Origin of the sequence: Cellvibrio sp. BR, from assembly GCF_000263355.1 — a bacterium.
Lineage (GTDB): Bacteria > Pseudomonadota > Gammaproteobacteria > Pseudomonadales > Cellvibrionaceae > Cellvibrio.
Genome location: NZ_JH668204.1, coordinates 62,811 through 85,532, shown reverse-complemented (window position 1 = coordinate 85,532; position 22,722 = coordinate 62,811). Strand labels below are relative to the sequence as shown.

Genomic DNA, 22,722 nt, shown 5'->3' with positions numbered 1-22,722 from the left:
ATGGGCCAAAAAATAAATTTGAAAATAGCTGCGAAAATAAATCTAACGCGAGAGAAAATAGTGAATTAACTGATGAGCTTGGAGAGCACCGGTGCCGAACACCGATGCAACTCATTACAAAAACAATTGGGATTAAATGCGCGTGTTGCTATTAATGACTGGATGCCACCGCTGCCGTAGTACCCGCTTGTGTCACACTCGGATTGACTACACTATTCGGTCGCACATGGGACAGGCCATTCACAATCACCTTATCGCCCGCAGCAACACCGGCCACTATGACGCGCTGCCCCTGGTGATGCTCACCCAAGGTGATTTCTTTGTAGGTGGCGGTATTATTTTCATCCACCACCAACACAAACTTTTTACTTTGATTGGTGCCAATTGCACGCTCGGGCACTAACAACGCCTGAATTTTTTCCGCCGAACCCAAACGCACATTGGCAAACATACCTGCGGTTAACGCGCCATCTTTATTATCAAAAATAGCGCGGGCGCGAATGGTGCCGCTGTTGGTATCCAGGCGATTATCAAAGGCGGAAATATTGCCGTTGTAGGTGACACTGCTATCGCTGGCGAGCGTTAACTCTACTGGCATGTCCTGCGTATTTTTGGTGTTGCGCACGAACTGGATATAAGTGGCTTCATCCACATTAAATTCGGCGTAGAGTTTGTCGTTAGCTACAATTTGCGTGAGCAGTGGTGCGTTGGCTCCCGCCTCTACCACATTGCCCACCGTTAATTCCGCACGACCAACACGACCGCTAATCGGCGCACTAATGTGGGCGTATTCCAAATCCAGCTTTGCTTGGCTTAAGGCCGCCTCCGCTTGTTTTACATCGGCTTGCGCAACTTGATGGGTACTGAACGCGGAGTCGTAAATACTTTGCGACACCAGCTTGGCAGCGATTAATTGTTGGGCGCGATTCAATTCATCCTGTGCGAGTTTGGCTCGGGACTGGGCCGTGGCTAATTGCGCCTGGGCGCGCTGCACCGATGCCTGATGGGGGCGCGGATCAATGACAAACAGTGGCTGGCCTTTTTTCACTTGCTGGCCTTCAGTAAACAGTACTTGCTGGATGGTGCCGCTCACCAAGGGCTTGATGGCCGCACTTTCAACCGGCGCTAAACGGCCGGAGAAACTGGCCCAGGTGCGGATCTCTTGCGGTTCCAAAATCACTACATCTACCGCTGGCGCAGGTGGTACGGCCGCAGCTGCCGAGGCCTCCACACCAGTGACATGATAAAAACCAACGATACCTGTGAGTATGGCCAATGCGCTGAGGGTTAAAAACTTGCGGGGGAAAATTGTGCTACTCATGATAGTCTCCTGTTGCTCCTGAGCAAATCAATGCCAAGCTAAAACTCCCTGGACACAAAATCGGCGGGGTTAAACCGGTCATTTCGCAAAACTATACATACCGGTAGGTATGGAGGTCAACATTTTTTTAATTTTGTTGATTATTCCCGCCCCAATGGCAGGCAGCAAAATTGATAAAAGTGAGAAAAATCAAGGGCTTTAGCCTATAAAGCGAAGATGAGCGCGGTAACACAACTGGCATACTGCCCTGTTGTGGCGCAAGCTTGTGATTGAAAAACATACCGGCCGGTATCATAATAACCATAACGTTTGTACGAGAATCCAGCTTATGAGCACTACAGATACCCGCACTTTGCTACTGGAAACCGCGCTGAACCTGATCTGGAACAGCAACTACAACTCTGTGGGCGTGAATGAAATTTGCAAACAAGCGGGCGTGACCAAGGGTAGCTTCTATCACCACTTTGAATCCAAGGCGGAGCTATTTTGTGAGGCAACCTCCCACCATTGGGATCAAATCCGCCAGGATTTGGACTGTATTCTCTCGCCCATTAATTCGCCGCTGGAACAGCTGGAGAACTGGCTGCAATTTATTTACATCAACAAGGTAGGCGAAGATAAAGACAACGTTCCCGGTTGTGCGCTGTTTAGCGCAGGTATGCAGACTGGTTGTGGCGACACGCGCATTACCGACACCTTGCAACTCATGACCGAACGCGGTGCGAAATACAATCAAGCGCTGGTGCGCAGCTTAAAAAATGGCAATTATTTACTGGAATCGCCGGAGCAGGACATAGAACAAATTGCGCGCCTGATGCAGCAGTATGTGCAAGGCGCAATTAGCCACGCGCAAGTGACACGCAATATCGATAATGTAAAACAGGATTTGCCGCAGGGCATTTACCGTTTGATTGGCTTGAAACCGGAATATTGGTACAGCGCCAAACCCACCTGGCCCTGCACCCAAGCAGCCTAACATTTACGGCGGCACCACCAACAAATCTGCATAAAAAAGCCCGCAACCAGTGCGGGCTTTTTTATGCGCAACGCGCGAAAAAATTAGTCGTGGTGATGACCGCCAACGCCATGCGCATGGCCATGCGCCAGCTCTTCTGCGGTTGCATCGCGCACCTCAACCACTTCCAATTCGAAGTCGAGATTTTTGCCGGCAAGTGGGTGATTGCTGTCGATATCGACATTGAATTTACCCACTTTTAACACCACGGCATCCCAGGGACCGTGCTGGGTATTTACCGCGACTTTCATGCCGGGTTTGATTTTGTTTTTGATTTTTTCGTAGCCCAGCAAATGTTTGATGGGAATGCGTTGGGTCGCGTTTTCCTGACGCACACCATACCCCTGTTCGGGAGTCAGATTTACGGTGACTTTATCGCCTGCTTGTTTGCCTTCCAATGCGGTTTCTAATGCCGCCAGCAAGCCACTGTGACCGTGCAGATAAAGGGTTGGGTCTGACTCGTAAGAAGTTTCGAGCAGCTCACCGCCCGTTTCGCTCAGGCGATAGTGAAAGCTGACAACTTTGTCGGCACTGATTTGCATAACAACTCCAAAAGATTGGCTGTAAATAGCGGAAATGGGTCGAGGGGTTTTGAGGGCGCGAATTAGAGCACAAAAGCGGGCGCAGGCACAATTTAGCAGGCGCAGTGCAAGTCGCGTATCATCTCGCCACTACCCAAGTCCGACAGCGAACCATGCGCAAACCAAATTCCCCGTTGCCATCCCCAGTATTTTCCATCCCCATATCCTTGGGTGAAGAACAGGTACACCTGTGGCTGCTGGATTTGCGTCGAATAGACGAACATCACCTCGCTCTCGCCCACAGCATTATGAGCACAGCAGAGCACACGCGGGCGCAGACATTTAAGCGCGGCAAAGATAATTATCTCGCCAGTCGCTGGCTGCTGCGCAGCTGCCTTGCGCGTTACACCGGCATGCCCGCAGGTGATATAACTTTTGCACACACCGACAAGGGCAAACCCTTTATCCCGCAAAGCGATATTCAATTCAGCCTGAGCCATAGCGGCCATTGGGCAGTGCTTGCTATCGCCCGGGGCATGCAAGTAGGTATCGACCTGGAGGCTGGCCAGCGTCAGCGTTCGATCCTGAATATCGCCGAGCGCTACTATCATCCATTGGAATATGCGCAACTCAGGGCACTGCCGGCAGAACCACAGGCGGATTATTTTTATCGCCTCTGGACGCTGAAAGAAGCGTTTTTCAAAGCGCTGGGCACCGGCATTTCAGCCGGGCTGGAAAAGATTCAATTTGCACTGCACAGCACTGCCGACCAACCCGCTATTGATGCCCGTATTGACCCGCAGCTTTCCCATAGCACCTGGCAATTTGAGCAGTGGCAATTAGCCGAAGGCGAGCTTGTTGCGCTCGCCTATGCTGCGCCACAGGTCGCGCCATGCCTTTGGTTTGATGCACTGGCGCCAGCTTTTCCTTGACTCTGCATCGCCCGCTGCTAGCATTGCCGCCACTATTTTCCCTCTCTGATAAATAAGAAAAGCCCATGTTGCCATTTCATCAGGCCGTCAAAGACGACTTCAGCGCAGTTAACCAACTGATCATCGATAAACTCCACTCCGATGTTGGCCTGGTCGAGAATATTGGCCATTACCTGGTTGAAGCAGGCGGCAAGCGCCTGCGCCCCCTGCTGGTGCTGCTCACCGCCAATGCACTGGGTTATAAGGGTAAGGATCACTTGTCGCTTGCGGCAATTATCGAATTTATCCACACCGCTACCTTGCTGCACGACGATGTGGTGGATATGTCCAACCTGCGCCGCGGGCGCCCCACCGCCAATGCCGAATGGGGCAACGCACCCAGCGTATTGGTGGGTGATTTCCTCTATTCGCGCGCCTTTCAGATGATGGTGGCGATTGGAAATATGGATGTGATGGCGATCCTCAGCGATACCACCAATATCATCGCCGAGGGTGAAGTGCAGCAGTTGGTTAACGCCAAAGACCCCAATGTGAACGAGGAAAACTACTTCCGCGTGATCGACAAAAAAACTGCCATTTTGTTTGCTGCCGCCTGCGAAGTGGCCGCCGCCCATTGCGGTGGTAGCGCGGCACAACGCGAAGCCGTACGCCTTTATGGCCGCCATGTGGGTGTTGCCTTCCAATTGGTAGATGACGCACTGGACTACACCGGTGATGCCGCCACTCTGGGTAAAAATGTGGGTGATGACCTGGCCGAAGGCAAACCCACCCTGCCCCTGATTTACGCCATGCGCACCGGTACCGCGGCGCAAGCCGAATTGATCGCCACCGCGATTCGCAACGGCGATGCCAGCCAACTGCCAGCCATTTTGGAAATCGTACAGGCAACCGGTGGCATGACTTACACACTGGATGCTGCCAAAGCGCAAGTTCAGGCCGCCATCGCACAACTGCAACACCTGCCGAACAACATCTATACCCAGGCGATGAAGGAACTGGCTGAGTTCTCTCTGGCACGCAGTTTTTAAGCCCATTCACGGCGAGCGCTACCCAAAGAAACAAATTCATGGGCAGTGCGCGGTGCACGAGCAACGGCTGCCCGTCTAACTGGACAACTGAGCCACAGCGGTTAGAATGGCGCACTTTTGCGCGACGGCTCCGCCCTCGCCATCATTAACAACCTGAGTAATTTCAATGACCACCTTTGAACCACAAAGCTCCTACAGCCGTGAAGAACTGTTGAAATGCGGCGACGGCCTGCTGTTTGGCCCAGGCAACGCTCAATTGCCCAAACCTAATATGCTGATGCTGGATCGCATTGTTCATATCAGCCACACCGGCGGTGAATTTGGCAAAGGCGAAATTGTGGCCGAATTGGATATCTCCCCCGACTTGTGGTTCTTTGACTGCCACTTCCCCGGCGACCCGGTAATGCCCGGCTGTTTGGGGCTGGATGCTATGTGGCAATTGGTGGGATTCTTCCTCGGCTGGAAAGGCAACCAGGGTCGCGGTCGCGCACTGGGTTGCGGCGAACTGAAATTCACCGGCCAAATCCTGCCCACCGCCAAGAAAGTGACCTACCATATCAACTTGAAGCGTGTGATCGAGCGCAAGCTGATTATGGGGATCGCTGATGGCCGCGTATCCTGCGATGGCAAAGACATCTATTTTGCAAACGATTTGCGTGTTGGCCTGTTCCAGAACACCGACAGCTTCTAATCAGCCGACTCATCTGCGTGACTGTTACAAACCGCACAACAAAAACAAGCCATAAAACAAGGAGTGAGCAGCGAGCCCCCTGTGGCATACTGACACTCCGCTTAACCCGCCAGACTCTGTGAAAACCTGCTGTTCAGGCGCTGTAGCTAAATACAAAAGAGGTAGCCTATGAAACGCGTTGTTGTTACCGGTATGGGAATTGTGTCCTGCCTGGGCAATGATAAAAATGCCGTGTTGGATGCATTACGCGCTGGCCGTTCCGGTATCAAATTCCAGGAAGCATATAAAGAGAAAGGCTTCCGCAGCCATGTTGCAGGCTCTATCGACATCAACCTTGCCGAGTTAATCGACCGTAAAGTACTGCGCTTTATGGGTGATGCCGCCGCCTATGCATTCCTCTCCATGGAACAAGCCATTGCCGATTCTGGCCTGAGCGAAGACCAGGTTTCCAATGAGCGCACCGGCATTATCATGGGCTCTGGCGGTGCGTCCTCCAAAAATCTGGTTGAAGCGGCTGACATCCTGCGCGAAAAAGGCCTGAAACGTGTTGGCCCTTACCGTGTTACCCAAACCATGGGCAGCACCACCTCGGCATGTTTGGCCACTCCTTTTAAAATCAAAGGCGTTAACTACTCGATCTCCTCCGCTTGTGCCACCAGTGCACACTGCGTGGGTAATGCGGTTGAATTGATTCAGCTCGGCAAACAAGATGTGGTATTTGCCGGTGGTGGCGAAGAAGAGCATTGGACGCTGACCGCACTGTTTGATGCCATGGGCGCCCTGTCCACCAAATACAATGAAACCCCGGAGCAAGCCTCACGCGCCTACGATGCTGAGCGCGACGGTTTTGTGATCGCCGGTGGTGGTGGCTGTTTAGTGCTGGAAGAATACGAACACGCCAAAGCGCGCGGCGCCAAAATCTACGCCGAAGTAGTCGGCTACGGCGCCACATCCGATGGCTACGATATGGTAGCTCCGTCTGGTGAAGGCGCTGTGCGCTGCATGAAACAGGCTCTAGCCACTGTGAATGGCAGCATCGACTACATCAATTCTCACGGCACCTCTACACCAGTGGGTGATTTGGCCGAACTGAAAGCCATCAAAGAAACTTTTGGCGACAAAATCCCGGCAATCAGCTCCACCAAATCCCTGACTGGCCACAGCCTGGGCGCTACCGGCGTTCAGGAAGCGATTTATAGCTTGCTGATGATGGAAAATGATTTCATCTGCGCTTCAGCCAATATCACCACCCTCGACCCCGAAGCTGTGGGCATGCCCATAGTGCTCAAGCGTCAGGACGGCGTAAAACTGGATCGGGTTATGTCCAATAGCTTTGGTTTTGGTGGTACTAACGCGACTCTGGTTTTTCAAAGAATCTAAAGGGGCAGCGCGTTTAACAGTTCAGCGACCACCCACAAGGCAATAAAAAACGCGAGCGGCTGACAAGGCCCCTCGCGTTTTTATTGCACTGCATTACAGCATCATCCCCATCAAAACGCCTAGTTGGATACCAGTCCCTGGCGCCACAAGCCACCCCCGAAAATTTACTGGCGCCAAACCTCGCTCTTTATCGCTTAAATCTGCATGGCATGCCACTTGCGTTATTTAAGCGGCCCAGTTGGCATAACCCTGCCCTGCCTCCTTCTCGCCCGCTGGTTTCCCGCATCACTGCGTGCGCAAACAGTCAACAAACTGCATAGGGATTGCCGCTATGAATTATTTTATCCAAGCCGCCCGACAACAAGGCTTTTCCGTCCCGCTTCATGCGCTGCGCGGTGTGGCGGCGGTAATAGTATTGCTCGGCCACCTGTATGGACGAGCTGCCGAAGCCTTTCCTGCGGTGCAATTCATGCCACTGTTTAACGGCAGCGCGGCCGTCACCTTCTTTTTTGTCCTGAGCGGCCTAGTGGTGGGTGCATCGCTCGCCAAAAACGGCCTGAGCCAAGCCTCGGTATCGCTGTATTTTCATCGGCGCTTTTTTCGCATTATGCCGCTGATGTTTTGTACGGTTACTGTGGGCGGTTTGTATTTGTTATTTATCGATCCCTATTTGCGCTATTCGCTTAACCCCAAAGAGTTTGGTGAGTTCTCGCTGCTCAAGTTTGTCGCTGGCTATGTGGGCTATTCACTCAAGGCCAATCCACCCATTTGGTCGATTTATGTGGAGATAATCGCCTCGCTGCTGATCCCCTTAATGCTGCTGTTTGGCAACAAGGCGAGCCATATTGCCCTGGCACTTACCGCGTGTATTTTGATCTCGCTAATTCCTCTTAATTTCAAACACCATTGGAATTTTTACATTTTTAGCTTCTACGCCGGCTTGAGTGTTTTGCTCTGGGGAAGATGGTTAAAGGATCTATTCATGTCATTTGCAACGCCCTTATTTTGGGTGCTGTTGACGATATTGGTGGCGGGGTTTTATCTGGCAAGGCCACTGACCGGCGCTGGTTACGGAGATTTATGGATTGTCTATTGGGAGACGCTGTGCATCGCACCGGTCATTGGGGTTATCTACTATGCGCCCGAGCGCTTTGCATTTTTACAGGCGCGGCTGTTCCGCTATTTGGGGGATGTGTCCTACAGCCTTTATCTCACCCATTCGATTTTGTTAGTGGTACTACTCAATCTGGTAATCGGGTTCATGGGCACTACAAGCATGGCCGTTGTGGTCTATTGCGTGCTCGCTATCTGCAGCTGTTTTTTGGTGGCGCAAATCTCCTATCGCACCATAGAAATGGGAGGTATTCGACTGGGTGAACGCTTGCGCAGGCCACCAAAACCGGCAATGGAGTTGCTGTAGCTGGCTGAATCGAATGGGGCGCAGGTTATGGGGTGAGCTTTATCTGCTCGCGGTTGTGCAACCACTGTTTGACCAAGGGCAGCAAACTTGGGCGCCAGGAGCGGGCCTGAATACCAAAGTTGTCGCGCGCATGGCGGCAACCCAATATCGCACTGAGTGGTTCCGTTTCTGGTTCAGCATCTACCAGCGTCAGGCTGGGCTCAGCGGTGAGCAATTGCTGCTGGATTAACAGCTGCAGAACTTGGTCGGCAAACTCATCTTCGGTACAGGCATCACCACTGCAATAATGCATTACGCCCCAATTCTCTGCACCGCAGCTAATTTGTTTTGCCATGGCAACAGCAACGCGAGCGGCATCCGAAAGCGCCGTGGGTGCGCCGCGCAAGCGACGGTTAACACTGACTGACGCTCCCGCTAAAAATGCGCTGAGCAAACGCGTTAAATGATTGTCGCCATAGGCACCTATCACCCAGCTTAAACGCAACACAACAAAACGCTGCAACTCCGCCGCAATTGCTTGTTCCGCTTCGACAAACGCCGCGCCCGTTTCATTTTTGGGCGCCGGTGCATCTTTTTCACTGTGAGTCCCCTTCGGGTCCGCACCAAACACGCTGTAACTGGAGAAGTGAATCAGGGGGATATTCCCCTGTTTACACGCACGCGCCAACTGCCGCGCGGTTTCTATCAGGGGCATCTGGCCGCCGGGATAATAGGCCTCTTCCCAGCCGCGACAATTAATCACCAAGTCCGGCTGCTCGCGTGCAAAATAAGCTGCTACTGCCGCTTCATCTGACCAGTCCAATGCATTGCCCGCGGGCATCAGCAACTTGAAAGGCTCGCGCTCAAGCTCGTGCTCTAACGCCTTACCTAGGGGGGAATTTACATCCGTTAACAACAAGGTGAATGACATGGTGATCCACATACCCGTAAAATTTTTACGCATATTAGCAGCACAAGCGCCGGGCGCGGCAAGGGTAATTCGCGCTTGAAACACTTATACTGCGCCGCCTGACCGTTCAGCTACCGGAAATTCACTGCCGATGAGCATACCCCCGCACGAGATTCATCTGGACATCGCCATTATCGGCGGCGGTGTCGCAGGCCTATGGCTGGCCAATCGCACCAAAAGCGCGGGGTTTAGTGTCGCCCTGTTTGAATCCAACGCGCTGGGCAGCGACCAAACCCTCGCCTCGCAGGGCATGATCCATGGCGGTATGAAATACACCTTGGCGGGCACCCTAACCGGAGCGTCAGAAGCCATTGCCGATATGCCCAAGCACTGGCGCGCCTGCTTGTGCGGCGAAGGCGATGTCGATTTGCGTCATACCCGCATTCTCAGCGATCACTTTTTTATGTGGTCGGGTGATGATTTGGGCAGCAAAATCACCAGTTTTTTTGCCAGTAAGATTACCCGCGGCAGAGTCGATGCTGTCCACCCGGATCGTCGCCCGCCCCTGCTACGCCACAAGGATTTTGCCGGTAGCCTCTATCGTCTGGAAGACCTGGTGATTGATACTCCCAGTCTGGTCGCGAATCTGGCAAATAACATAGACGGCTGCTGTTACCAGATCGATTGGCAACAGGCACAACTGCAGCGAGACAGCAGCGGCAAGATCCATTTGAAAATCGCCGCTACTGCTGGCGAGCTATGCATTTATGCACAGCGTTTTATCTTCACCGCAGGCAAAGGCAATGCGCAATTACTGGCCGAACTGGGGCTGGAACAGCCCGCCATGCAGCTGCGCCCGCTGCAACAGGTGATGGTAAAACACCAACACCCGTTCGACTTTTACGGCCACTGTTTAGGGCGCGAGGCCACTCCGCGCCTGACTATTTCCAGCCATCGCCTGCCCGATGGTGCCTCTGTGTGGTACCTGGGCGGCAGCCTCGCGGAAAAAGGCGCAAGCATGACGCCGGAGGCACTGGTAGAACTGGCCCAACAGGAATTACAGGAATTGATCCCCTGGGTAAACATGGAAGGCGCCGAGTGGGCTTGCCTGCCCATCGACCGGGCAGAACCGCGACAACCTGACTTTGCCCGCCCCGACAACGCCTTTGTGGCACCGGCTACTGGCGCTAACAACCTGCTGGTGGGCTGGCCGACCAAACTGACCCTGGCCCCCAACCTGGCGAACCAAGTGTTGGCACTGCTCACTGGCAACCGCATCACCCCCACCCATCCACAAGTGTCAGTGCGGGATTGGTTACCCTTGGCACCACTGGCCAAAACACCCTGGGAGCATGCATTTCCCCCGGCGCTCAGCGCGGAGGATTCACTCGCCCTGCGCTTTCGCGAGCCGGACGATGAATAGTTACCAACCAACTTGGACAAGCTCCCAATTGCAAGAGGATTTACCCGTATGATGCCGCGCAAGCGCCTCGGCCGAACGGACATAGAGGTCAGCACCATGGGCTTGGGCACCGTTAAATTCGGCCGCAACCAGAGTCTCAAGTACCCGACACCCTTTGATTTGCCCAGCGATGAACAAGTCCGGCGCCTGATCGACTGTGCCCACTCCATGGGCGTAAACCTGATCGATACCGCCCCCGCCTATGGTTATAGCGAAGAGCGTATTGGCGATGCACTGCGCAAATCGCGCAAGGACTGGGTGATCTCCACCAAAGTGGGCGAAGAGTTCACTCCCGACAAGTTTTCCGATCAGGGGCACTCGCGCTTTGACTTCAGCGCTACGCACACGCGCATGAGCGTGGAGCGCTCGTTGCGTCGCTTACGCACGGATTATCTGGATCTGGTACTGATCCACTCGGATGGCAATGACCTTAACATCCTGCAACAAACCGAGGTACTCCCCACCCTGCAGCAACTCAAGCAGGAGGGCTGGATTCGCGCCTTTGGCATTTCCAGTAAAACCCTGGAAGGCGGGTTGCTCGCCGCTGAAATCTGCGATGCGGTGATGGTGACTTACAACGCCAGCCAACAGGACGAGGCGCCGGTAATCGCAAAATCTGCGCAACATGGTGCGGCCGTGCTCCTGAAAAAGGTTCTCGCCAGCGGCCATATCTGCCATGATGCGCCCGCACCGGGTGCAGTTGTACACAAGGTTAAGGCTGAAATAGACCCAATTCAGCAAGCACTGGATTTTGCCTATGCAGCGCAAGGTGTCACCAGTGCGATTATTGGCACCCTTAATGAACACCACTTGCGCGATAATTTGTTCAAAGCGATACGCGCGCAAGATTCAGCAGTAAGCACAAACGAGTAAACTATGAGTAATTGGTTAGACGCTGTGAACTGGAATAGCGATGGATTGGTTCCTGCGATTGCCCAGGATGCACAAACCGGTCGTATTTTGATGATGGCCTGGATGAACCGCGAGTCGCTGCAGCTTTCGGCTGAGCGGGGCGAGGCGGTTTATTGGTCGCGCTCACGCGGCAAACTCTGGCACAAAGGCGAAACCTCTGGTCATATCCAAAAGCTGCATGAAATCCGCCTGGATTGCGATGAAGATGTAATAGTGCTGCAAGTGGAACAACTGGGCGGCATTGCTTGCCATACCGGACGGGAATCGTGCTTTTACCGGATTCTGAAAGATGGCACTTGGCAGACTGTTGACCCGGTTATCAAAGATCCGGCAGAGATTTACTAACCGCACCCGGCAAACCCGATAGAGAAAGTTATGAACAACGATATTCTCAAGCAACTGACGGACATTCTGGAAGCGCGCAAAAATAACGCCGACGCAGAGTCATCCTACGTTGCCAGCCTGCATCAAAAAGGCCTGAACAAAATTCTGGAAAAGGTCGGCGAGGAATGCACCGAAACGATTCTAGCCGCGAAAGACGCACAGACCAGTGGCGACAATAGCGACCTCATCTATGAAACCGCTGACCTCTGGTTTCACAGTCTGGTTATGCTCTCCCATCTGGGCGAGAACGCAGATTCTGTTTTAAACGAACTGGCGCGCCGTTTTAATATGTCCGGTCACGACGAAAAGGCCGCGCGCGCCAACACCTAATCACACCTTCATTTAACTGGGGAATCATCATGGGTATTAGTGGAATCAGTATTTGGCAACTGCTTATTGTTCTGGCAATTGTGGTTATGTTGTTTGGCACCAAACGTTTGCGCAGTTTGGGCAGCGATCTGGGCAGCATGATCAAGGGCTTCAAAAGCTCTATGAGTAGTGAAGAGGCCGCCAAAAAAGACGAAGAGGAAGCCCAGAAAAATCTGGAGCAAAAAACCGTAGCGAATAGCACCAGTGCGGAAAAAACCGAACAAAACAACACCAAGGTTTAATTGTGTTTGATATAGGTTTTACCGAGCTTGTTGTATGTTTGGTGGTTGCACTGGTGGTAATAGGGCCAGAGCAACTGCCCGGCACTGTGCGCACTGTTGGCCTGTGGATTGGCCGACTCAAACGCAGCCTACGCGAAACCCGCAGCGAAATTGAGCGGCAAATCGGCGCGGATGACATTCGCCGCCAGTTGCACAATGAAGAGATTCTGCAAAACATTGAAGCCACGCGCCGGCAGTTTCAAAACTCTATCGACGAATCGGCCAACGCCATCCAATCCAGCTTGAATGAGGCGGATAAGGTTGACGAGCAAGCGCGCCGTGAACGCAGCGGCCAGTACGGCCCACCCGATGAGCTACCGGATCACGCCCACACGGCTGAAGCGGTAACTAATACGCCATCGGCAGTAGTGGAAGCCAAAACTACGCCCGCAACCGACATAGCCACCAAGCCTGCCAGTGCTGCGGGCACAGATCCTAAATCCGTATGAATCCATCCTTGAACGACAAAGAACAGCCGCTGGTGCAGCACCTGATTGAACTGCGCACCCGCTTGCTGCATGTGGTTTATTTTTTACTGGCCGTGTTTGTGTGCCTGTTTCCCTTCGCGACAGATATCTACGGGATTGTCTCTGCCCCTTTGATTGCTGTTTTGCCCGAAGGCAGCAATATGATTGCGACCGATGTTATCTCGCCCTTTTTAACACCGCTGAAACTCACCTTTTATTTGGCACTGCTATTGGCGGTGCCCTTTATTCTGTATCAAGTGTGGGCGTTTATTGCACCGGGGCTGTACCAGCACGAGAAACAATTGGCTGCACCGCTGTTGGTCTCCAGCGTGCTGTTATTTTTTACCGGTATGGCGTTTGCGTACTTTCTGGTCTTGCCCATGCTGTTCAACTTCACCATGGGTATCCAGCTGGAAGGCGTGAGCGCCATGACTGACATCACCAAATATCTGGATTTGGTGCTGCATATGTTTTTTGCGTTTGGTTTCGCCTTTGAGATACCCGTCGCGACTGTGTTGCTTATTCATGCCGGAGTCGTGACGCCAGAAGGCCTTGCCGAGAAGCGACGCTATATCATTGTCGGCTGTTTTGTCGTGGGAATGTTGCTCACCCCACCGGATGTTTTCTCCCAGGCCATGCTGGCCATCCCTATGTGGATGCTATTTGAGGCGGGATTATTCTTTGGCCGCCAAATCAAGAAACGCAGTCAAGCACGTGAAGCAGCGGACAATCCGCCAGACTAAACCCCATTTCCAATCAGGGCGCGCAAAGGCCAAACGCGCGACCCTGAGTCACTTCCAGCTGTAACGCACCAACCATTTACATCACCCGTTGGGCCATGGCTTCGGCAATAACAGCTTTGTGCTCGGCAAACTTTTTCCACCCCAATTCATGAAAGTAGAAGGCAACAGTGTTGATCGCCGGCTCTACAAGCGCCATGGTGCCGCCAATCAATACACTGCCGGTGAGGGCGTAGCCAACTGAAAAAGCGACGGTAAAGTGAACGGCGGCGAATGTTGCTGTCTTGGCCATGGTAGATTCCTCGTAAGCTAGTAGGCGGGCGCCTGTCTCAATCGCCCATGAAGCTATACTAGGCAAACCATAACCATTAACAAAGAAAATTGATTTTAACCAACCGATAGCAACTGACTATTTAAAGAGTGCACCGAGGTTTACCATTGCTTAAACGGTAACCGCACCAAATTCGAATTGAAGTAGCGTAGGTCTGCAGTTACCTCTTCACCTACCCACTCAGGTTTAGTAAACGATGTGTTCTCTGAGGGCAACTCTATCTCTGCCACCACCAAGCCCTGATTCTCGCCGACGAATTCATCGACCTCCCACACAAAACCCGCATAGGTAATTTTGCGACGATATTTTTCAATCAAGGGTTGCTCGCACATGAGCAGCAACTCGCGTGCATCTGCCAGCGGAATCTCATATTCAAACTCCGCCCGGCTCATACCTTGTGTTACACCTTTAATCGTGAGAAATGCCTGCTCGCCAGCGATACGCACCCGCACCGTGCGCGCTTTATCACTAGAGAGATATCCCTGGCTGTAAAACACGGCGGGAGCCTCACGCCAGGCATCACCCACTACTAAAAACTTGCGTTCAATTTCAATTGCCATAGGGTTTGCCTGCAGATGTGAAAGGGACACACATACTAACACCGGGCAGTGAGTGGTAAAAAATGAGAGGAATAACGGATAGCGGGAATAAAAAAATGGCGCAGTCTTGCGACTGCGCCGAATCATCAACAGCGACGATATACAACAAAAAAGATGGAGATCAATGTCATTGCCAGAACCCAAAGTCACCAACAGCAATACTCTGGTAAATCATTGCAATGAGGCCATCCTAGGGGTTATCGCCGCAGCGCTCAATGGACTACATACGTATTCATGCGCCACTGCAGGCTACATACGTATGTAGTCATTTTTTATGCAAAAAAAAGCCGCACATTTTCATGTGCGGCCGATACGTTTTCACCGTCAGATGTTAGAAGGTGTAGTTAGCCCCCATGTAGAAGGTGCGACCAAACCATTGCAGGGTACGCGTCAACTCCTCGTCAAACATGTAGCTGCGGTTAGGTTCGTTGGTGAGGTTGCTGATGGAGAACACCAGATCCAAACCATTATCAAACTTATAAGCCGCTTGATAATCCAGCAGCGTTTCCGGTGCATAGATAATCGGTTGCAGGTTAATGTTGCGTGTCTCGCCCACAAACGAATCCTGGAAGGTGGTGGATAAACGGGTTTCAAAGCCGCCGTAGCTGTAGAACAGGGTGAAGTTGGCGGATTTCTCTACCAAGCCAGGGAATGGCAAAGTAGCGCCGGTATTTACACCCTCTACCGGGTTGGCCACGGAGATCTCCGAGTCGGTCAGCGAGTAACTTGCACTCACCCCCAGCCCTTGCCAGAGGTCAGGCAGGAAGTTGAAGGTTTGGGTATAAGACACTTCCAGACCGCGAATGAAGCCGCCGTCCAGGTTGTTGATAGAGGTGGAGTAGTCACCGTTTTCCACTTCAACTTCAGTATCCAAACCGCCAATATTCACTACCCAGGTATCCGGCACATCGAATCCTGCTGCACGGAAATCAAAGTTTTCGTAAGTAATATCCTGAATGAATGATTTGATTTCACGGTGATACACGGCCACCACAAAGGCACCGTTGGTATCCGGCATGTAGTATTCGTAGGACAAGTCAACCTGATCGGCGATGAAAGGTGTCAGGAATGGCGACGTATTACTACCGTAGTTGAACACCGGAGTAGTCTCGTTTTCTACCGTAACCGAACCTTCGGAATCCGGGGCAGCCAAGCGATTGATCGGTGGACGGGAAAGTACACGCGCCAATGCCAGACGCAGCTGGTTATCTTCAGCCACGCTGTAATTCAGGTTGAGCGATGGCAGGTTGTGGCTGTATTCGGTGCCGAGTGTTTGGTAGGCATAGTCCGTTTCCGAGGTGCCTATCTCGTCAAAAATCTCCACTGCACCAGCATCAACATTACCGTTTACGTTCACCAGGGCAACGCTGGTCTGTTCCGTGCGTACATGGCGCAAACCTATGTTACCCACCAAGTCGCGATCAAACAGCGTCGTTTCCAAATTGGTCTGCAGATAAATTGCATCCACATTTTCATCGATGTCCGAGCGTTGTTTCATCGACCAATCACGACCTTCTGTCCAACGCGCTTTGGGGTCGATAGAACGCGGGGAATAGACCTTGCCATTTTGGCCGAGCACTTCTACACCATCGTCCAAAACCAGCCCTTGGCTCACCGCTTCCTGGATAATCTTGTCGCCATCGATTGCGAGGAATGATGGGAAATGGGAGAAGTCACCTTTCCAATTCACTACATCCGAATTGCCGGTGTTGATTTCCAAGGGGAAATCGCGGTCGTATTGCGCGAGATCACCATAAACAAACACTTGGCGACGGTCGGTATGATTGCGCTCTGAACGGCGCACACCAGCTTCTACCGACTTGATTAACGGCAGCTCCACTTCGTATTTAACATCCAGGCGAACCGCACTGATCTTGTCATCGTTGATGCGCGGGTAGCGCTCGTAGTTGGTCATGCGCAGAGTACTGACGCCATCGGCACCGTAAGACGCATAATCACGGCTCAAGCTAACACTGGGTACATTGATGCCATCGAGCAAGTAGGTCATTGACTGATCCGGGTCGCGCTCAAAAGTCGCGCCGCCGGGAACCGGGTTTTCAATGGGGCGATAGAGGTGCGCACGCACTACCCCGTCCGCTTGAACGCCAGAGGCATCCGAGTGCGACAGGTCAAGCGCAACAGTCAACGCATCCTGTTGCCATTCAAGGTTCAAACCGCCGGAGAGCAATTCGTTCGTTTGGGTAACGTCGTTGCTATTGACCTGCAAATTCAAAGAGTCTGGCGCAGCGTCGTCCACCGCGAATTCACCACCAATCACCGCCTGGTTTTCCCACAGCACCAGGCTGTTTGTCAGTGCGTTGCGCAGCGGCTGGATACGGAAGCCCCGCGAGTAGCTGTCGGACTCAAATTTGGAATAGAACACATCCGACTGGATCGACAAGTTGTCGGTAGGTTCAAACTGGATTGCCGCCACGTAACCATCGCGAGTCTCTTCACCACCGGTTTGGAATAATTCAAAACCTTCAGCCATAAACACTTCTGATGGACGATTGGCGGTGGGTACTGCATTGAAATTTTCATCCACAATCGTGGTATCCAATCCCTTTTCATCAACTAAAGAATAGGGGTTGGCTTCGTAGTTGTACTGTTCAAAACGGGTTGCGGAACGCGGCTGCACCAAACGGGCGTAGCCCAGTGCCACACCGAGTTTGTCATCAAACAGTTTTTTCTGGAACGAGAGCGACAGACGCTGGCCGTAAGGCTCTGCGCCGTAAATATCGTCAGCCTGATCGTTGTAGCTGCCGCGCACACCCACAACGACTTTTTGATCTTCCGTCATTTCCAGAGGATTGGCGGTTTTCAATTCGACCGAACCGGCGACACCACCCTCAATCAGTGATGCCTTGGGCGACATATAGACTTCTACCGATTGGATCAGCTCTGAGGGGAACTGGCTGAATTCCATGGCGCGGGTACCGTTGGGCGATACCTGCTCGCGGCCATTCAGGGTGGAGAAGACAAAACCTTCACCCATACCGCGCACCTGAATGGTACCGGCCTGACCGCCCGAGCGAGTCACGGTAATACCGGGTACACGGCCAAGGGCATCGGCGATGGACACATCGGGCAGACCACCGAGGTCAGCGGCAGAAATCGCCTGCACCACAGTGTCGGCGTTACGTTTGGTTTCAATACTGTTCTGGATGGAGCGGGCATAACCCGTCACCATCACTTCTTCAACCAGCGAGGGGTTTTGTGGCCCGGCATCGGCGTCAGTTTCCTGAGCCAGCAACGCGGGAGACAGGGACGCCATTGCCAATGCAGAAACAACAGCAGCCAGCGGCTTTAAAGTAAATGTTTTCATGTGCTTTATCTCAGCTCGTTATCTGTTTTTACTATCGCTTAACACTCCCCCACCAAGGGGGGAGCGATAGCTGGCTCGATTTAGTTGACGGCATCCACGCGAATAGTCAGTGCGTTTGGATTGGTGGTATCGAGCGTGAAGCGATAATCCCCGGCGGTGGTAATGGACAGGCCTATGTTGTCATTGGAACCCTGAGTTACCTCGCTCGGCTCACCCAGGACAACAGCGGAACCACCAAGGTTGGGGTTGCTCCAGTTTGCCTCGGCCACTTTAAACTCGTAGGAACCCACGGCCAGGGTGAGGGTTTTGGTGTACAGCCCCTTACTGGCATAGATCATCTGGTTAATGCTGTTGGCGTCACCCCAACCCGCCGCCGAGACAGTGCCGCGCAGGTAAATTGGAGTAGCGGCAAACAGATCTTCACGGTACACCTTCACTACCGGTGCATCAGGGTTGCGCGCATCCACTTCAAAGCGATAGTTGCCCGCTTCAGCAATGTCCAGCATCAGGTTGTCGTTGCTGCCTTGCGCCAGAACAACACCCTCACCCAGCATCACTGGCGTTGCGGAACCGAGGTTTACCGTGCTCCAGTCCGCCGAAGCGACTTTAAACATGTAATCCTGACCCGCCACCATGGGCACACTCAGGGCATAAACGCTGTTACCTTCATGAACAAGTTGATTGCCGCTATTGGTATTTTCCCAGCCCGACGCCGTTACAGTGCCGCGCAGATAAATAGCGGTAGCGCCATACACATCCGGATTCTCCACCTTCAAGGTTGGTGCGGTGGTGCTTGCAGAGGCATCCAGCACGAAGCGATAAGTGCCTGCGGCAGGGATGTTGATACGGATATTGTCGTTGCTGCCTTGGGTGAGGGTAATGGTGTCACCAATTTCCATCACTTCATTGGAGCCCAGGTTTGGCAAGCTCCAGCCAGCTTCTGCCACTTTGAAGTTAACTTCGGTACCCGCAACCACCGTCAACAGCAAGGAGTAGATACCCTCGCCTTCATAGGTGAAGCGGTTAGCGGCGGTAGTATTGGCCCAGCCAGAGGCAGAGATATCACCGCGCACATACACAGCCGTATCGCCGTAAGGCACAGCCACGCTCGATCCGAGAGTTGCTGTTGCCGACAGCCCCATACCCTGCGCACCGGCTTGCGCTTTCACAAACACGGCAGTGGTGTAGGCAGGCACAGTGAATACACCGTCTTCACCATCAGCCGCAAAGCTGGCAGTTTTTACTATGGCATCTACTGAATTTTGCTGGGATTGATGCAAGGCAAAGCCCGCCGCCGTTTTCACTTTGGGTGACTGGGTCATGCCAGTGGCGTTGATCACCACCACAATCGCATCTACCGCTGAATCCAGGTCGGCGCGCGGTGTTGATTCCGTACCGGCAACAATGCCTGCACCATCATCAATACTCATCACAATCAAACCAGACACCTGAGTCTTGCCACCATCGTGGAAACCAACACGGTCCATTACCTGCTCGGCCGTTTGCAGGCTGAACAGCGGGCTGCCGCTGGCAATACTCATAAACTCAGTGAACACCGAGGAAGCCTGCTCAATATGGCTTGCTTCAGGTTTGGTTTGGGCATTGGCAAACAGACCGGCAACATACTCGTCGGTAATACCATCGCGCAGCTCTGGTGGCAGACCTACACCCCAGTTGTTGCTTTGTTTGGTGAAGTCCACCTTGTTAAACCAATCGCCAGCGTTGTAGCTGTTGGGCGACATAGACTTGGAGCGCAGCAACTCGGTACCCATTTGGATGAAAGGGACACCTTGGCTCAATACCGGTACCGACAGGGTTAAGCTGCTCACACGGGTACGGTTGGCAATAGACATATCGGTTGGCACGGCGCCCGGACGATGCATCCAGTCCCACAGGGTTTCGTTGTCGTGTTTCTCTACATAGTTGATAGCTTGTTGTGGGTCAGTACCATAGGCACCCACAGTAGAGGCAGTGATTACTGCGCCGGATTTGGTTTTCAGTTTGAAATCTTTCAGGTTGCCCGCCAAACCAGCGCGGATAGCATCCAGATTGTCGCCCTTCACCAAGGCCATTTGCTGCAGCGGGTTGCGGATACGGTCATTGAAAGTACCCATTTCAGTGTCGTTCAACGCTTCCTGGGTTGCACGCACGGCAATGCGGTCACCTGAGGTGCCACCACCGGGAGTCCAGGCTTCGGCGTAGAAATAGGTATCTGGATCAACGGCTTTGGTAGCTTCATAGGCATCCACCAGTACTGACTTGGGCATATAACCGGATTGGTCAAAACGGAAGCCATCCACCTTGTAATGCTCAGCCCATTGCGCAACAGAGTCAGCAACAAACTTGCCCATCATGCGGTGTTCAGTTGCAGTGTCGGGGCCGGCACCAGTGCCAGTTTCCACAACCGCAGTAGCCGGATTCACACGGTAGTAATAACCCGGAACTACTTTATCGAATACAGAGTTAGCGGCTTCAATACCGGAAGACACTGTATGCGGGTAGACCACATCCATTACCACACGCAGCCCCATTTCATGCAGCGCCATGTTCATCGCACGCATTTCTTTGATACGCGTGAAACCTTCAGGGTCAGTTGAGTAAGTACCTTCTGGTGCGTTGAAATGCTGAGGGTCATAACCCCAGTTAAAGCCATCCAAATCAGCGATAGCCGCAATTAAGGTGCGTGCCGCCGAGGTTTGTGGATCGTAGTTTTCCAACACTTGGCGCACAGTAGAGTTATTAGGCACTGAGCCGTCACACACACTGACTGCATCGCGGTTTGATACCCGCTGGCAGAGTTCAAGGATGTAGCTGTCCAGATTTACCTGGCCCTCAAAATCCTCTTTCATGTTAGAGCTGTCATTGCTGGGCAGCAGGTGAACATGGGTCAGCCCCGCGTCCGCCAGTGAACGCAAGTGTTGTACGGGCAAGGAGTTCTCGGTAAATGCCAGGTACTTACCGCGATAGCTCGCTGAGGTGCTGGCATCATCAATACTGAAGTCGCGAACGTGCGCTTCGTAAATTGCCATATTTTCCGGCGCCACCACTTCTGGAATTGAATGGCCTTCCCAGCCAGCGGGCTTGGTATCGGCATCATCCAGGTTCACAAACTGTGAGTGACGACCATTGGTAGACAGGGAAATAGAATAGGGGTCAGTCACCTCAAGGCGACGCACCGCCTTCTGCAGGGGGTGATAGGCGGTGACACGATAGCGGTAGAATTTGCGATCCAACTCAGTAGCAGTGCCAGTTACACTCCACACACCAGTTTCGGCATTGAAGGTCATAGGCATAGTGGCAGATACACGCAGTGGGTCACCAGAGAACACACGCAGCTCAACGTTTTGTGCAGTTGGCGCCCATACCGATGCCGTTACACCATTGGCGTAGCTAACACCCAAAGTGGCATCTGCAGCATTGTCGGCATAAAGAGCATCCAGTACATGAGGGACTTGCACGCGAGTGCCACGGCCACGCTCAATGGTCACTGTCTGTTCGTTTTCGCCTTCCTCGACAGAATCAAAACGACCCACAACCAGCAGCTCATCTTTTAGCGCCGACTTGATACTATCGAGGCTGATCTCCGCAGGTAAGTCGTAGGCAATGTAGTCGGACATATGGGGAACTAATGCTTTTTCCTCATCCGTCATCGCACGCCCTGCACCTAACACGGCAAAACGCTCTCCGCCAACAACAGCACCGGCATCATCGCCAGTCATACCACCCGCAGCAGAGCGGTATAGCTCAACTGATTTACCGGCAGCAAACGAGCGGCTCCAAATAATGGTATGCGGGCTAATCCAATGCGCTTCCACATCGCTAATTGCCAACATTGGGCGCTCAAGGCTGCACACATCGTTGATACAAATGGGCACATTACTGACGCGGCTATTGCGCATATTGTCTGTATTAACAATCACCCAAGCCATGCGATCGTAATCGCCGCCATCACGCTTAATATTGAGCGACAAGTCAGCAGTTTGATTGGGGGTATTCGGCGTTTTAACAATGAAATTACCGCAAGTACCTGCTGCACTCACGGGAATTACAAAATAAGCACCATAGTATGGATCGTGGCGAACGCCCGCTTCGCCTTCATTCTTACTCGCAATCCCCGGGCCGTTTGGCCAGGTAGTTGGAATTGCATAAGTAGTGTTGCTGCCATCAGTGACTGAATCAGCCCAGCCGTTACCGCAGGACTGCCATAGGTGTAAGTTATATTTGGCAAACGCTGCATTTTTCTCGTCAGCAGTACCTTCAACGTTAACGAAAATAACCGCTTCATTCGGGCCCGCTAATTTTTCAGGAACCGGGAAGTCAGGCACCACGCATTCCGCACCGGAACGAATAGTTCCCTCAGGGCAAGCGGGTAATTCAAAGGGCGGGCGCGGATCACCGCATACACCGTTATCGAGTAATACTTGCGGGTCGCGGCACGTCGGCAATTCCGCCGCATTATTGTCTGTACCGCTGCCACCACCGCCACACGAGCTAAGTGTGAATACGCCGAGCAAAAGAGCCGCTAGCCCCAGTGCTTTCCGCGCGGATTCATTTCGCGAATTGAACTTCATTTGGTATCCCCCGTTTAATTATTTTTTACAAATGTTGCGAACTTAAAAATCGATAATTTGGGCAAGACTGACTGGCAAAAAAAC

At 52.8% G+C, this 22,722-nt stretch carries 20 protein-coding genes; 13 read left to right on the top strand and 7 right to left on the bottom strand.

Translation table 11 applies throughout. The annotated features are described in order from the left end of the window. Window positions 1–151: 151 nt before the first annotated feature. Window positions 152–1,321: an efflux RND transporter periplasmic adaptor subunit gene (locus O59_RS16210; protein ID WP_007644561.1), complete on the bottom strand. Its 1,170-nt coding sequence runs from the start codon at window positions 1,319–1,321 to the stop codon at window positions 152–154. A gap of 328 nt (window positions 1,322–1,649) precedes the next feature. On the opposite strand from O59_RS16210, the gene O59_RS16205 reads away from it, so the two are divergent. Beyond that, entirely contained in the window at window positions 1,650–2,297 is a 648-nt protein-coding gene (locus O59_RS16205; protein WP_007644559.1) for a TetR/AcrR family transcriptional regulator, read from the top strand. An 83-nt stretch (window positions 2,298–2,380) separates the two neighbouring features. On the opposite strand, the gene O59_RS16200 is transcribed toward O59_RS16205, so the two are convergent. Continuing rightward, window positions 2,381–2,878 (bottom strand): peptidylprolyl isomerase, encoded by a 498-nt coding sequence (locus tag O59_RS16200; RefSeq protein ID WP_007644558.1) that lies wholly within the window; start codon window positions 2,876–2,878, stop codon window positions 2,381–2,383. 152 nt (window positions 2,879–3,030) lie between these two features. On the opposite strand from O59_RS16200, the gene O59_RS16195 reads away from it, so the two are divergent. The 5 genes from O59_RS16195 (at window position 3,031) to O59_RS16175 (ending at window position 8,308) form a co-directional block, all read left to right on the top strand. Beyond that, window positions 3,031–3,789 (top strand): 4'-phosphopantetheinyl transferase superfamily protein, encoded by a 759-nt coding sequence (locus tag O59_RS16195; protein WP_050977094.1) that lies wholly within the window; start codon window positions 3,031–3,033, stop codon window positions 3,787–3,789. A gap of 65 nt (window positions 3,790–3,854) precedes the next feature. Next, the gene (locus tag O59_RS16190) at window positions 3,855–4,817 is read left to right on the top strand and encodes a polyprenyl synthetase family protein (RefSeq protein ID WP_007644555.1); all 963 of its coding nucleotides are present in this window, start codon (window positions 3,855–3,857) and stop codon (window positions 4,815–4,817) included. Window positions 4,818–4,983: 166 nt separating this feature from the next. Further along, the gene (fabA, locus tag O59_RS16185) at window positions 4,984–5,508 is read left to right on the top strand and encodes a 3-hydroxyacyl-[acyl-carrier-protein] dehydratase FabA (RefSeq protein WP_007644553.1); all 525 of its coding nucleotides are present in this window, start codon (window positions 4,984–4,986) and stop codon (window positions 5,506–5,508) included. A gap of 168 nt (window positions 5,509–5,676) precedes the next feature. Further along, window positions 5,677–6,888: a beta-ketoacyl-ACP synthase I gene (gene fabB, locus O59_RS16180; RefSeq protein WP_007644551.1), complete on the top strand. Its 1,212-nt coding sequence runs from the start codon at window positions 5,677–5,679 to the stop codon at window positions 6,886–6,888. 331 nt (window positions 6,889–7,219) lie between these two features. Continuing rightward, window positions 7,220–8,308 (top strand): acyltransferase, encoded by a 1,089-nt coding sequence (locus O59_RS16175; RefSeq protein ID WP_007644546.1) that lies wholly within the window; start codon window positions 7,220–7,222, stop codon window positions 8,306–8,308. 25 nt (window positions 8,309–8,333) lie between these two features. Here O59_RS16175 and O59_RS16170 read toward each other — a convergent pair whose 3' ends face one another. Beyond that, window positions 8,334–9,302, bottom strand: a complete 969-nt coding sequence (locus O59_RS16170; RefSeq protein WP_007644545.1) for a sugar nucleotide-binding protein — start codon at window positions 9,300–9,302, stop codon at window positions 8,334–8,336. A gap of 46 nt (window positions 9,303–9,348) precedes the next feature. Between O59_RS16170 and O59_RS16165 the strand changes: the two genes are divergently transcribed. Genes O59_RS16165 through tatC form a run of 7 tightly spaced genes read left to right on the top strand, consistent with a single transcriptional unit; the run spans window position 9,349 to window position 13,815 of the window. After that, on the top strand, window positions 9,349–10,620 hold the full coding sequence (locus O59_RS16165) for an FAD-dependent oxidoreductase (protein WP_007644544.1): 1,272 nt from the start codon (window positions 9,349–9,351) through the stop codon (window positions 10,618–10,620). A 48-nt stretch (window positions 10,621–10,668) separates the two neighbouring features. After that, window positions 10,669–11,532, top strand: a complete 864-nt coding sequence (locus O59_RS16160; RefSeq protein ID WP_007644543.1) for an aldo/keto reductase — start codon at window positions 10,669–10,671, stop codon at window positions 11,530–11,532. A 3-nt stretch (window positions 11,533–11,535) separates the two neighbouring features. Beyond that, entirely contained in the window at window positions 11,536–11,916 is a 381-nt protein-coding gene (hisI, locus tag O59_RS16155) for a phosphoribosyl-AMP cyclohydrolase (RefSeq protein WP_040393196.1), read from the top strand. Between the two features lie 30 nt (window positions 11,917–11,946). Further along, entirely contained in the window at window positions 11,947–12,285 is a 339-nt protein-coding gene (locus O59_RS16150) for a phosphoribosyl-ATP diphosphatase (RefSeq protein ID WP_007644541.1), read from the top strand. Window positions 12,286–12,314: 29 nt separating this feature from the next. Then, entirely contained in the window at window positions 12,315–12,566 is a 252-nt protein-coding gene (tatA, locus tag O59_RS16145; protein ID WP_007644540.1) for a twin-arginine translocase TatA/TatE family subunit, read from the top strand. A gap of 2 nt (window positions 12,567–12,568) precedes the next feature. After that, on the top strand, window positions 12,569–13,054 hold the full coding sequence (gene tatB / locus O59_RS16140; protein WP_007644539.1) for a Sec-independent protein translocase protein TatB: 486 nt from the start codon (window positions 12,569–12,571) through the stop codon (window positions 13,052–13,054). After that, a complete protein-coding gene (gene tatC, locus O59_RS16135; protein ID WP_007644538.1) occupies window positions 13,051–13,815 on the top strand; it encodes a twin-arginine translocase subunit TatC in 765 nt (254 codons plus the stop codon). Before tatB ends, tatC begins: the two co-directional genes overlap by 4 nt. A 76-nt stretch (window positions 13,816–13,891) precedes the next feature. Here tatC and O59_RS16130 read toward each other — a convergent pair whose 3' ends face one another. The 4 genes from O59_RS16130 to O59_RS16115 all read right to left on the bottom strand — a co-directional run bounded on the left by O59_RS16130 (window position 13,892) and on the right by O59_RS16115 (window position 22,638). Beyond that, a complete protein-coding gene (locus O59_RS16130) occupies window positions 13,892–14,104 on the bottom strand; it encodes a DUF2061 domain-containing protein (protein ID WP_007644537.1) in 213 nt (70 codons plus the stop codon). Window positions 14,105–14,244: 140 nt separating this feature from the next. Then, on the bottom strand, window positions 14,245–14,703 hold the full coding sequence (locus O59_RS16125; protein WP_040393192.1) for a CYTH domain-containing protein: 459 nt from the start codon (window positions 14,701–14,703) through the stop codon (window positions 14,245–14,247). Between the two features lie 370 nt (window positions 14,704–15,073). Further along, window positions 15,074–18,067: a TonB-dependent receptor gene (locus O59_RS16120; protein WP_007644535.1), complete on the bottom strand. Its 2,994-nt coding sequence runs from the start codon at window positions 18,065–18,067 to the stop codon at window positions 15,074–15,076. 80 nt (window positions 18,068–18,147) lie between these two features. After that, window positions 18,148–22,638, bottom strand: a complete 4,491-nt coding sequence (locus O59_RS16115; protein WP_081489724.1) for an alpha-1,6-glucosidase domain-containing protein — start codon at window positions 22,636–22,638, stop codon at window positions 18,148–18,150. Window positions 22,639–22,722 lie beyond the last annotated feature (84 nt).

Bases quoted from the DNA above. Each gene is read 5' to 3' on its own strand.
- tatA (WP_007644540.1), top strand. From the start codon at position 12,315: ATGGGTATTAGTGGAATCAGTATTTGGCAACTGCTTATTGTTCTGGCA.
- O59_RS16165 (WP_007644544.1), top strand. From the start codon at position 9,349: ATGAGCATACCCCCGCACGAGATTCATCTGGACATCGCCATTATCGGC.
- O59_RS16210 (WP_007644561.1), bottom strand. From the start codon at position 1,321: ATGAGTAGCACAATTTTCCCCCGCAAGTTTTTAACCCTCAGCGCATTG.
- O59_RS16130 (WP_007644537.1), bottom strand. From the start codon at position 14,104: ATGGCCAAGACAGCAACATTCGCCGCCGTTCACTTTACCGTCGCTTTT.
- O59_RS16175 (WP_007644546.1), top strand. From the start codon at position 7,220: ATGAATTATTTTATCCAAGCCGCCCGACAACAAGGCTTTTCCGTCCCG.
- O59_RS16195 (WP_050977094.1), top strand. From the start codon at position 3,031: ATGCGCAAACCAAATTCCCCGTTGCCATCCCCAGTATTTTCCATCCCC.
- O59_RS16190 (WP_007644555.1), top strand. From the start codon at position 3,855: ATGTTGCCATTTCATCAGGCCGTCAAAGACGACTTCAGCGCAGTTAAC.
- O59_RS16125 (WP_040393192.1), bottom strand. From the start codon at position 14,703: ATGGCAATTGAAATTGAACGCAAGTTTTTAGTAGTGGGTGATGCCTGG.
- O59_RS16200 (WP_007644558.1), bottom strand. From the start codon at position 2,878: ATGCAAATCAGTGCCGACAAAGTTGTCAGCTTTCACTATCGCCTGAGC.
- hisI (WP_040393196.1), top strand. From the start codon at position 11,536: ATGAGTAATTGGTTAGACGCTGTGAACTGGAATAGCGATGGATTGGTT.
- O59_RS16205 (WP_007644559.1), top strand. From the start codon at position 1,650: ATGAGCACTACAGATACCCGCACTTTGCTACTGGAAACCGCGCTGAAC.
- O59_RS16150 (WP_007644541.1), top strand. From the start codon at position 11,947: ATGAACAACGATATTCTCAAGCAACTGACGGACATTCTGGAAGCGCGC.
- fabB (WP_007644551.1), top strand. From the start codon at position 5,677: ATGAAACGCGTTGTTGTTACCGGTATGGGAATTGTGTCCTGCCTGGGC.
- O59_RS16120 (WP_007644535.1), bottom strand. From the start codon at position 18,067: ATGAAAACATTTACTTTAAAGCCGCTGGCTGCTGTTGTTTCTGCATTG.
- O59_RS16115 (WP_081489724.1), bottom strand. From the start codon at position 22,638: ATGAAGTTCAATTCGCGAAATGAATCCGCGCGGAAAGCACTGGGGCTA.
- tatC (WP_007644538.1), top strand. From the start codon at position 13,051: ATGAATCCATCCTTGAACGACAAAGAACAGCCGCTGGTGCAGCACCTG.
- O59_RS16160 (WP_007644543.1), top strand. From the start codon at position 10,669: ATGATGCCGCGCAAGCGCCTCGGCCGAACGGACATAGAGGTCAGCACC.
- fabA (WP_007644553.1), top strand. From the start codon at position 4,984: ATGACCACCTTTGAACCACAAAGCTCCTACAGCCGTGAAGAACTGTTG.